This window comes from Chroococcidiopsis sp. CCNUC1 (assembly GCF_023546805.1).
Taxonomy (GTDB): Bacteria; Cyanobacteriota; Cyanobacteriia; order Cyanobacteriales; family Chroococcidiopsidaceae; genus Chroococcidiopsis; species Chroococcidiopsis thermalis.
Genome location: NZ_CP097480.1, coordinates 3,763,243 through 3,773,232 on the forward strand (window position 1 = coordinate 3,763,243; position 9,990 = coordinate 3,773,232).

Genomic DNA, 9,990 nt, shown 5'->3' on the forward strand with positions numbered 1-9,990 from the left:
ATTTCCCAATCCCATGAGAATTCTGAAAATCCAGACTTTACGCGGTCCCAACTATTGGAGCATTCGCCGACATAAGCTGATCTTGATGCGGCTCGATTTAGAAGAGTTAGCCGAGCAACCAACGAATCAAATCCCAGGCTTCTATGAAGGACTGGTCGAAACTCTGCCGAGTTTAGAATCGCATTTCTGCTCTCCTGGGTGTCGCGGTGGTTTCCTGATGCGGGTGCGGGAAGGCACTATGATGGGGCATGTGGTGGAGCATATCGCTTTAGAGTTACAAGAACTGGCAGGCATGTCAGTCGGCTTTGGACGGACGCGGGAAACCTCAACGCCAGGGATTTATCAGGTCGTGTTCGACTATGAAGACGAGCAGGCAGGACGCTATGCGGGAAGGGCTGCCGTGCGGATGTGCCAAAGTATTGTGGAGCAAGGAAGATATCCCCAAGCTGAGTTAGAGCAGGATTTGCAGGATCTCAAGGAACTGTATCGGGATGCGGCGCTAGGACCGAGTACGGAAGCGATTATAGAAGAGGCAGCAGCTAAGGGAATTCCCTGGATGAATTTGGGGGCGCGGTTTTTGATTCAGCTGGGTTACGGTGCGAATCAAAAGCGAGTGCAAGCTACCATGAGCGATCGCACGGGAATTTTGGGTGTAGAACTTGCCTGCGATAAGGAGAGTACGAAACGGATTTTAGGCAATGCAGGCGTACCCGTTCCCCAAGGGACGACAATTAGCTATTTAGATGAATTAGAAGATGCGATCGCCTCTGTTGGCGGTTATCCAATTGTGATTAAACCCTTGGATGGCAACCACGGGCGGGGGATCACGATCGATATTAGAACCTGGGAAGAAGCTGAAGCCGCCTACGATGCTGCGAAAGAAGTTTCTCGCGCTGTCATTGTCGAGCGTTACTACGTCGGGCGCGATCATCGAGTATTAGTCGTAGACGGCAAGGTGGTTGCCGTTGCCGAGCGCGTCCCCGCTCACGTTGTCGGTGATGGTGAGAGTACGATCGAACAGTTAATTGAAGAAACGAACCAAGACCCGAATCGAGGTGAGGGACACGATAACGTTCTGACCAAAATTCAACTCGATCGCACCAGTTTTCAATTGCTCGAACGCCAGGGATATACCTTAGATACGGTATTAACAGAGGGCGAAGTTTGCTACTTGCGGGCAACAGCAAACTTGAGTACGGGCGGGATCGCTGTAGACCGTACCGATGACATTCACCCAGAAAATGCTTGGTTAGCGCAGCGAGTCGCGAAAATCGTTGGCTTAGATATCACGGGGATCGATATTGTCACCTCCGATATCAGCCGCCCGTTGCGGGAAACTGAGGGTGTAATTGTCGAAGTGAATGCGGCTCCAGGCTTTAGGATGCACGTTGCTCCCAGTCGCGGCATTCCGCGTAACGTTGCTGGGGCAGTATTAGATATGCTATTTCCCCCAGGTACGCCCAGCCGAATTCCAATTATTGCCTTGACGGGGACGAACGGTAAGACAACCACTACACGCCTGACGGCACACCTGATTAAACAGAGTGGTAAGGTTGTCGGCTACACCACAACTGATGGCACGTATATCGGCGATTATTTGGTAGAACCAGGTGATAATACTGGTCCCCAAAGCGCTCAGTTGATTTTGCAAGACCCCACGGTGGAAGTTGCCGTACTGGAGTCGGCGCGGGGAGGAATTTTGCGATCGGGACTGGCTTTTGATGCTAGCGATATTGGGGTGGTGTTGAATGTGGCTGCCGATCATTTAGGAATTGGCGACATTGACACGCTCGAACAAATGGCGCACCTCAAAAGTGTAGTAGCGGAAGCCGTGCAACCAAATGGTTATGCCGTCCTCAACGCCGACGACCCTCTTACAGCACAAATGCGCGATCGCGTCAAGTCTAAGCTGGCTTGGTTTTCCATGTCTCCAGACAATCCTTTGATTCAAGAGCATACCCAGCAGGGTGGCTTGGCAGCAGTGTATGAAAACGGCTACCTCTCAATTTTGCAAGGAGATTGGACGCTGCGGATCGAACAGGCAGCGAACGTACCGTTAACTATGGGCGGACGCGCACCGTTTATGATTGCCAACGCTTTAGCCGCAAGTTTGGCAGCTTATGCCTATGGCGTGCAGATCGAACAGATCCGTGCTGGATTGGCTACGTTCCGCGCTTCCAGCAGTCAGACTCCTGGGCGGATGAATTTATTCAACCTGGGTGAATATCATGCCTTGGTAGACTACGCTCACAATCCGCACAGCTATGAGGCATTAGGGGGATTCATTCGCAACTGGACGGCAGGAGAAAGAATTGGTGTTATTGGGGGTCCAGGCGATCGCCGTGACGAAGATTTTATTATGTTGGGTAGGCTTTCAGCAGAAATTTTCGATCGCATCATTATTAAAGAAGACGACGATAACAGAGGTCGCCCCAGGGGAGACGCAGCTGAATTAATTTCCAAGGGAATTATGCAGGTCAAGTCCGATTGTCGTTACGAGATCGTTTTAGATGAGACGACAGCAATCAATACAGGTTTAGACACTGCTTCCAACGGTAGTTTGGTTGCGATCCTCCCAGAAAGCGTCAGCCGTGCTATTAGCTTAATTCAAGCCCGTAATCCCCTAAGCGATAATTCTCTCCAGCCTCCCAGCGTGGCGGCGCAAGATAATGCAACGGGGATCGTGTCGTCGGTGAATCAGATTTAGTCATTTGTCATTGGTCATTGGTCATTTGCAAAAATATGGTTTTGACTTTTGACTTCCTCATTCCTCTTCAGAATTGGGATCGTCTGATTGGGGATTTTTCAGTTCTTCTTTGAAGCCACGTAGGGTTTTACCCAGGGAACTGCCGATTTCGGGAATTTTCTTGGGACCAAAAATTAGAATTGCGATGATGAATATGATTCCGACTTCCGCCCATCCTAGACCAAACATAAAATTCTCCTGTCAACCTTCCTTCTTACTAATCATAGATGGGGTGCGATAACTTCGTAACAGGGAGCAGGGAGTAGTTAAGAAATGAGTCGCTACTGTTTTGTAATTGGTATTTCCAGCCATGCACTGAGTTCTTGGGCTAGCCAGTCAATTTCTGAGGGAGAGATTGAACCGTCGTTACCCAGTTCGTATTTTCTGGTTCCCGCCCAAATTGTCAAACGAGAAACATTGCCAAAAGAGGCGATCGCCAGTTTTTCAATTTCTTGTCTCGGCAGTTGATGGCGCGGCTGTTTAAATCGAAAGCCGAACATTTCGTAACTGCGGGTTATTTGTTGAGGATCTAGAGTAATTCGGACTTTCCCAAATAAAGCTGATAATATCCGCCAGACCATGCTTGCACCCGCACCCAAAAAAGGGAGTGAAAATAAGGCGAAGAAAAGATTCATTCCCATCGGTGCTGTGATGAGAGCCGAGGCTAGCCAAAATACTAAAAACGAATTCCAGGCGATCGCAAATAAGCTTAAAGAAAGAATTTCAGGACTAAAACCTTTGCTAGGAAGTAAAATTTCTACAGAATTGGCATCTTGATGTAATTTAATCTTACTTCCAAACGGTTGCGAAATTATCGGTACGATATTTACAGGTTGTTCTAAAGCTGCTAATGCTTCCCGAGCCGAACTCAAACGCCGATCTAAGTTTGGTTCAATCATCCACTTCAACCAGCGGGTAAATTCAGGACTCAAATTTGCCACTGATTCAAATTGAATTTTGCCGTCTTTGTGCGGCAGATCGGCAGGATGAATCCCCGTAACCAAGTAAATTAAAGTTGTACCTAAGCTGTATAAATCGGAGGCGGGAACAGCGCGATCGCCAAATTGTTCGGGTGGCATATAGCCATATGTCCCCACAACTGTCATAGTTCCGCCTTCCTTAGAAGCTAAAGTTTGTACGGAACCGAAATCGACTAAATATATTTTTTCTATGCGATCCCCAAGCAAAATGTTACTGGGTTTCAGATCTCTGTGAATGACTGGTGGTTTTTGTCCGTGGAGGTAAATCAAAATTTCTAGTACTGACTTAGCTAATTGTTTGACTTCCGCCTCGCTAAACCTTCGTCCAGCTTTGAGTTCTGTTTCTATAGATTTCCCTTCTACATAAGACTGTACTAGAGCAAAACCTTTAGTGTAGGGTGTATCGAGTTCAAAAAAATCTAAATATTTAGGAATAGCGGGATGAGATAAAGCTTTTAAAGTTTCTGCTTCCCGTTCAAATAATTTCAATGCCTCCCATTCAAAATCTATCCCGAAGGAGAGGAGTTTGATAACAACTAATGCTTCTGTTTTCAAATCTCGCGCTAGTAGCGTTTTGCGTCCGGCTTTTTTTGCCAATTGCTGCTGAATTTCATAGCGCGAAGTGAGGCGATCGCTATAGTTCATATTTCGTAATTCGTGCTTTGGAGGGTGCAATGCACGTGTCGCACCCTACAGAAATGGTAGCAATTGGAGCCGATTGAAAGAGAATATCGCGCAAAGACGCAAAGGCGCAAAGAAATGAAGAGTATCTTCGCGGGCGATCCGAGTCTCAAGGAGATCTCACGTATGCAATGCTTAGCAACAAGCTACTAGTCCTCAGTAACGCTTTGCCCTTCTGCGTCTTTGCGCGACCAAAATTATAACAGCCAGCCTTTCAAGCGTTTAGCAATGTGAGGACGACGCAGTTTCCGCATGGCTTTACTTTGGATTTGTCTGACTCTTTCGCGCGAGAGGTTGAACAAACAACCGACTTCCTCTAAGGTACAAGGTTCGCTTGTCGTTAACCCGTAACGCAGAGAAATTACGTCTTTTTCCCTGGGAGTAAGGACATCGCCTAAAACATCCCATATTTCCTGTCTCATCATGGTTTCGCTCATCTGTTGTTCGGGAGATTGAGCGTCGTTGTCTTCTAAGAGATCGACTAATTCTGTATCTTCCTCTTTCCCGACTCGATGATTGAGAGATAAAGCTTTGCGCCGTAACTGTTGTAATTGACGTAGCTGTTCTGGTGGAACTTCTAATGCTGCGGCTAATTCAATTTCTGAAGGATTGCGTTGGAGTTTTTGTTTTAACTCTCGTTGATATTTTTTAAGTTTATTTAATTTTTCAACAATGTGAATTGGTAACCGAATTGTTCTAGCGTCATTAGCGATCGCCCGCGTAATTGCTTGACGAATCCACCAATAGGCATAGGTAGAAAACTTATATCCCTTGTCGGGATCGAATTTTTCCGTGGCGCGATTGAGTCCCATTGCGCCTTCTTGAATCAGATCTAGAAATGGCAAACCACGATTTAAATAGCGTTTGGCGATAGAAACTACTAAGCGTAAATTGGAACGGATCATTTTTCGCTTTGCCACTCGTCCCAAATACAGTTGATGTTCTAATTGCTTGTCTGAAATTCCTAACTCCGCTATCAATTCTTCTCGGTTTGGTTGACGTTTGAGTTGCTTTTGCAATCCTCTTTGAATTTCTTCAACTTCAACTAAAAACCGAACTCGACGCGCCAATTCTACTTCTTCGTCTGCTTTCAGCAGGGGATAACGCGCCATTTCTTTAAAAAACGCTCCCACTGCGTCGTCAAACTGAGTTTTTTGATACTCCGAAGCTCTTGCTGCTCCAATCCCATCAAAGTCTCGTTCGTCAGCCTCCCACCCTTCTGTCAAGGCGATCGCTGTTTCTTCTATATTGGGTGTTGTTAGCTCGGGTAGCTGCTCTGGTTCCGATTCGACTTCTCGATTCAAAGCGGTAATTACCTCTATTTCGGCAATATCTATATCGCTGTTGAATTCAGGGGTAGGGAAGCGATCGTGTTGGTACGGCTGCTTTCTTTCGTACATAAACACTGGCACAAGGTAGATGGGAGACTACTTAATTAAAAATTAAGTTTCAGGCTTGAAACTTGTCTGGGTAATTATCTTCTGATTAGAAGCTTATTATCAGTTTTTCTCGACTTGAAGACCTTTCAAATTCGTATTTTTTATCACCAAGTTCGCTCGGCAATAAACACTGTAAATTGAGAGCGAGAGTTTTATTAAATTTTCCAACCATGCTTATCGTAGGCTAATTATCGTTTGAAATGCAATGTAAATAGTTAGAGATTTCCTGTTTTTCTATGGCAAACCTATTAAGTTTTTATTAAAATTTGCTCTGTATTTCAGAAAAATGAATAGGTTCTCCAAAAGTTATGAGATATACCAAGCCAATTAGATGTTTAGTATTCCTAAATGTAGGCTAGCTCTGTTAATAAAAGTTACCAATTATACACATATAATTAGCTGATTCATTAAATTTTCTTAAAGTATTTGTTCCTAAAAATTAGGATGGCATAGAATTAACGGTTTAAATCTCTATCAATAGGGAGAAAATACTTATTGGAAGTCAAAAGTCGAAAGTCAGAAGTCAAAACTAACTGCTCCCCACTCCCTTCATTGCGAATTCAGAAGGCAAATTGTAATATGGATTACCACAGGTCGCGCCAAGGATAATTGTAGGAGTAGGCTAATTTAGGTATGGTCGGGGTAAATTTAACAGGCAGATCTGTGGTAGCTGAATTACAAGGATACTACCAATCGCAAACGAACCAGCGTTGGCTGGAAGTTTTGGTAGATTGTCCTGGAACGCAGGAAGTCTATACTTATAAGTTGCCAGCTCAATTGACGGTACAACCGGGAGATATCCTCAGCGTGCCGTTTGGGGCAAATCAAGTTGGTGCGATCGCCTTACGATTTGTAGAACATCCTCCCGTCGATCTATCGCCAGACAAAATTCGTGCTGTTGAAGATGTGGTGAGTCGGGGCTTTTTCCCGCCTGCTTATTGGGAACTACTCAATCGAGTGGCAGCATATTACTACACTCCCTTGATTGCAGCGATTCGCGTTGCCTTGCCACCCGGACTATTGGGGCGATCGCAGCGTCGGATTAAACTAATTGGGGAAATTAAACCAGGTGTTGATGCGTTCTGTACTCCGGCGGCGAAAGAAATTTTGGCACTGCTGCAAGCTCAACCTAATAAAGACTACAGCTTTATTTATCTGCAACGGCAAGTTAGAAATGCCTATCGGGGAGTGCGAGAATTGTTGCGCCTGTCGTTGGTAGAAAGTTATCTAGAACCACCCCGCCTGACGCGCCCCAAGTTGCAAAAAGCGGTGACATTGGTAAGTACGGGATTAGAACGAGATATTACGTCTCGACAACAGGAAATTTTAGACGTGTTGCGACGGCAGGGCGGCGATATTTGGTTGAGCGAATTGTTACGACTGTGTAACGCCAGTCCTAGCACCCTCAAAACATTAGAACAGAAGGGTTATGTTGTCATTGAAGAACGGGAAATGCTGCGGCAAGAACAAGGAGTATTGCAAGCAGCAGACGAGCCAAAAACGCTGACAGCAGCTCAGTCACGAGCAGTAGAAACAATTACTCAATTAGCAGGATGCGATCGCGTCTTATTGCATGGAGTGACGGGATCGGGTAAAACTGAAGTTTATTTACAGGCGATCGCGCCCATATTACGTCAAGGCAAATCGGCTTTAGTTTTAGTACCGGAAATCGGTTTAACTCCCCAACTTACAGACAGATTCCGCGCCCGCTTCGGTAGCAAAGTATGCGTTTACCATAGCGCCCTCTCAGATGGAGAAAGATACGATACCTGGCGACAAATGCTCTTAGGAGAACCCCAAGTTGTCATTGGTACTCGTTCTGCTATTTTTGCCCCCTTACCCCGTCTTGGCTTAATTATTTTAGACGAGGAACACGACAGCAGCTTTAAGCAAGACTCCCCCATCCCCACCTACCACGCCCGTACCGTCGCCCAGTGGCGCGCTGAATTAGAAAACTGTCCCTTAGTGTTGGGTTCTGCAACCCCTTCTTTGGAAAGTTGGGTGATTAGTAGGGAGCAGGGGAGCAGAGGGGCAGAGGAGCAACAAACAACTACCAACTACCAACTACCAACTACCCATTACCTCTCCTTACCAGAACGCATCCAATCCCGCCCTCTCCCACCTGTAGAAGTGGTGGATATGCGTCAGGAGATTCAGGAGGGCAATCGCTCGATTTTCAGCCGGGCGCTGTTGGAGGCTTTGCAGCAGTTGCAAGCACGGGGACAGCAGGGAATTTTATTTATCCATCGACGGGGACACAGCACGTTTGTTTCGTGTCGCAGTTGCGGTAACGTGCTGGAGTGTCCTGCTTGCGATGTGTCGCTGTCCTATCACCATACGGAAGAAGGTGCGCCGCAGTTGTTGCGGTGTCATTACTGTAATTACAGTCAATCTCATCCTCGTAATTGTCCCGAATGCGGTTCCCCCTATTTGAAATTTTTTGGCAGCGGGACGCAACGGGTGGCGCAGGAAATTACGCGGTTGTTTCCCCAGTTGCGGTTTATTCGGTTTGATAGCGATACAACTCGGACTAAGGGGGCGCACCGGACGCTGTTAACTCAGTTTGCCAACAGAGAAGCAGATTTATTAATTGGGACGCAAATGCTGACGAAAGGGTTGGATCTGCCTCAAGTTACCCTGATTGGTGTGGTAGCGGCGGATGGGTTATTGCATTTACCCGACTACAGAGCCGCAGAACGTGCCTTTCAAACTCTGACTCAGGTTGCGGGAAGGGCAGGACGGGGTGACGATCCTGGTAGAGTGATTTTACAAACCTATACTCCCGATCATCCGGTGATTCAAGCCGTACGGCAACATGAATATGAAGGGTTTGTAGAGGCGGAGTTGCAACAGCGGGTGGCGTTGAATTATCCGCCTCACGGACGATTGATTTTGTTGCGTTTGAGTAGTGTTGAGGCGAGTGCGGTAGAAAATACAGCTGGAGCGATCGCATCCTATTTAAATAATTACATTACGCCTAGTTGGGAAATTTTGGGTCCTGCCCCAGCGAATATTTTGCGAGTGGCTAATCGTTACCGTTGGCAAATTCTCCTGAAGATTGCGACCGATCTGCAACCAGTGTTACCTGATTGGCAGCAGGTGCGATCGCTTTGTCCTAATAATGTGAGTTTGACCATTGATGTCGATCCGCTCAATTTGATGTGATGTCTCTCATCCAATACCCATTACGATCGCTGCTTGACCAAACTGCATCATGACCAGCGCTAATCTTCATTGTCAACTGAGCGCGATCGCTAAACAGTTCCAGATTTTTGAATGTGTTCCCTGCGCCATTGCTCTGCGCCAATTCCTCATTGAGCAGCGTGTTTTTGGCAAACAGATTAGCCTTTTTACAGGTAGTATAGAAGATCCATTCTGTAACATTTATCACGAACGCCTCCAACAAAATATCTCCGTCAACGGACGACATGAAGCTATCTCTGTTGAAATTGACGGACAAGAGCTGATTTTTGACAACATCCATCCCGAAGGAATTTCCAAAGTAGACTGGATTGATAACCTCTACTGTCCCGCTCAGGACTTAGGTGGCAGCTTCCAAATTACTGAAACTGCATTTTAAGCTGGAGGAACAAATGATTGATTTGTACGATCTCATTCGCAATATCCAGAAACGTCCTGCTATGTATTTGGGACAAGCTTCCGTGTCCAATCTCCGCACTTTTCTGGCAGGCTACTGCTTTGCTCGTCGCCAACTAGGAATTCCTCAAACTTCACAAGAACAGCGATTTGCAGAATTTCCAATTTGGATTCAGCAAAAATTTAATCTAACTTCCAATCAAACCTGGGATCGGATTGTAATGTTTTTCTCTCAGGACGATCGTGCTGCCCTAGAACAGTTTTTCCAGCTGTTTGATGAATTTGTTCACGAGCATCCTATTGAACTTCAAGCAGATACAAAAACCAATCCGATCGCGGCTGCAAGGACTCAAGAATAATAACAACTGAAGTAGAAACAGGTGCGATCGCTTTGTCCTCATAATGTGAGTATGATCGTCGATGTCGATCCGCTCAATTTGATGTGATTTGTCTCATCCAAGGATCGAACTATGAGCTAGCTCAGAGATACTAGCGAGCAAGTTTGTCAAACTAAAAGTACGACCAAGATGAAGGTTGCGAGTGCGAA

General features: G+C 46.2%; 7 protein-coding genes. 4 read left to right on the forward strand and 3 right to left on the reverse strand.

The features are described 5' to 3' along the window. Positions 1-13 precede the first annotated feature (13 nt). Positions 14-2,707 (forward strand): cyanophycin synthetase, encoded by a 2,694-nt coding sequence (gene cphA / locus M5J74_RS17520; RefSeq protein ID WP_106169994.1) that lies wholly within the window; start codon positions 14-16, stop codon positions 2,705-2,707. A gap of 57 nt (positions 2,708-2,764) precedes the next feature. Here the strand turns inward: cphA and tatA are convergent, their stop codons facing one another. The 3 genes from tatA to M5J74_RS17535 all read right to left on the reverse strand — a co-directional run bounded on the left by tatA (position 2,765) and on the right by M5J74_RS17535 (position 5,807). After that, the gene (tatA, locus tag M5J74_RS17525) at positions 2,765-2,935 is read right to left on the reverse strand and encodes a twin-arginine translocase TatA/TatE family subunit (protein WP_015155364.1); all 171 of its coding nucleotides are present in this window, start codon (positions 2,933-2,935) and stop codon (positions 2,765-2,767) included. A 92-nt stretch (positions 2,936-3,027) separates the two neighbouring features. Then, the gene (locus M5J74_RS17530) at positions 3,028-4,371 is read right to left on the reverse strand and encodes a serine/threonine-protein kinase (protein WP_127023192.1); all 1,344 of its coding nucleotides are present in this window, start codon (positions 4,369-4,371) and stop codon (positions 3,028-3,030) included. A 233-nt stretch (positions 4,372-4,604) separates the two neighbouring features. Continuing rightward, entirely contained in the window at positions 4,605-5,807 is a 1,203-nt protein-coding gene (locus M5J74_RS17535; RefSeq protein ID WP_199755541.1) for an RpoD/SigA family RNA polymerase sigma factor, read from the reverse strand. Positions 5,808-6,479: 672 nt separating this feature from the next. Here M5J74_RS17535 and priA point away from each other — a divergent pair. Genes priA through M5J74_RS17550 form a run of 3 tightly spaced genes read left to right on the forward strand, consistent with a single transcriptional unit; the run spans position 6,480 to position 9,802 of the window. Further along, a complete protein-coding gene (priA, locus tag M5J74_RS17540) occupies positions 6,480-9,011 on the forward strand; it encodes a primosomal protein N' (RefSeq protein WP_371933971.1) in 2,532 nt (843 codons plus the stop codon). 49 nt (positions 9,012-9,060) lie between these two features. Further along, positions 9,061-9,426, forward strand: a complete 366-nt coding sequence (locus M5J74_RS17545) for a papain fold toxin domain-containing protein (RefSeq protein ID WP_015155368.1) — start codon at positions 9,061-9,063, stop codon at positions 9,424-9,426. 13 nt (positions 9,427-9,439) lie between these two features. Beyond that, positions 9,440-9,802: a hypothetical protein gene (locus tag M5J74_RS17550; protein WP_015155369.1), complete on the forward strand. Its 363-nt coding sequence runs from the start codon at positions 9,440-9,442 to the stop codon at positions 9,800-9,802. Positions 9,803-9,990 lie beyond the last annotated feature (188 nt).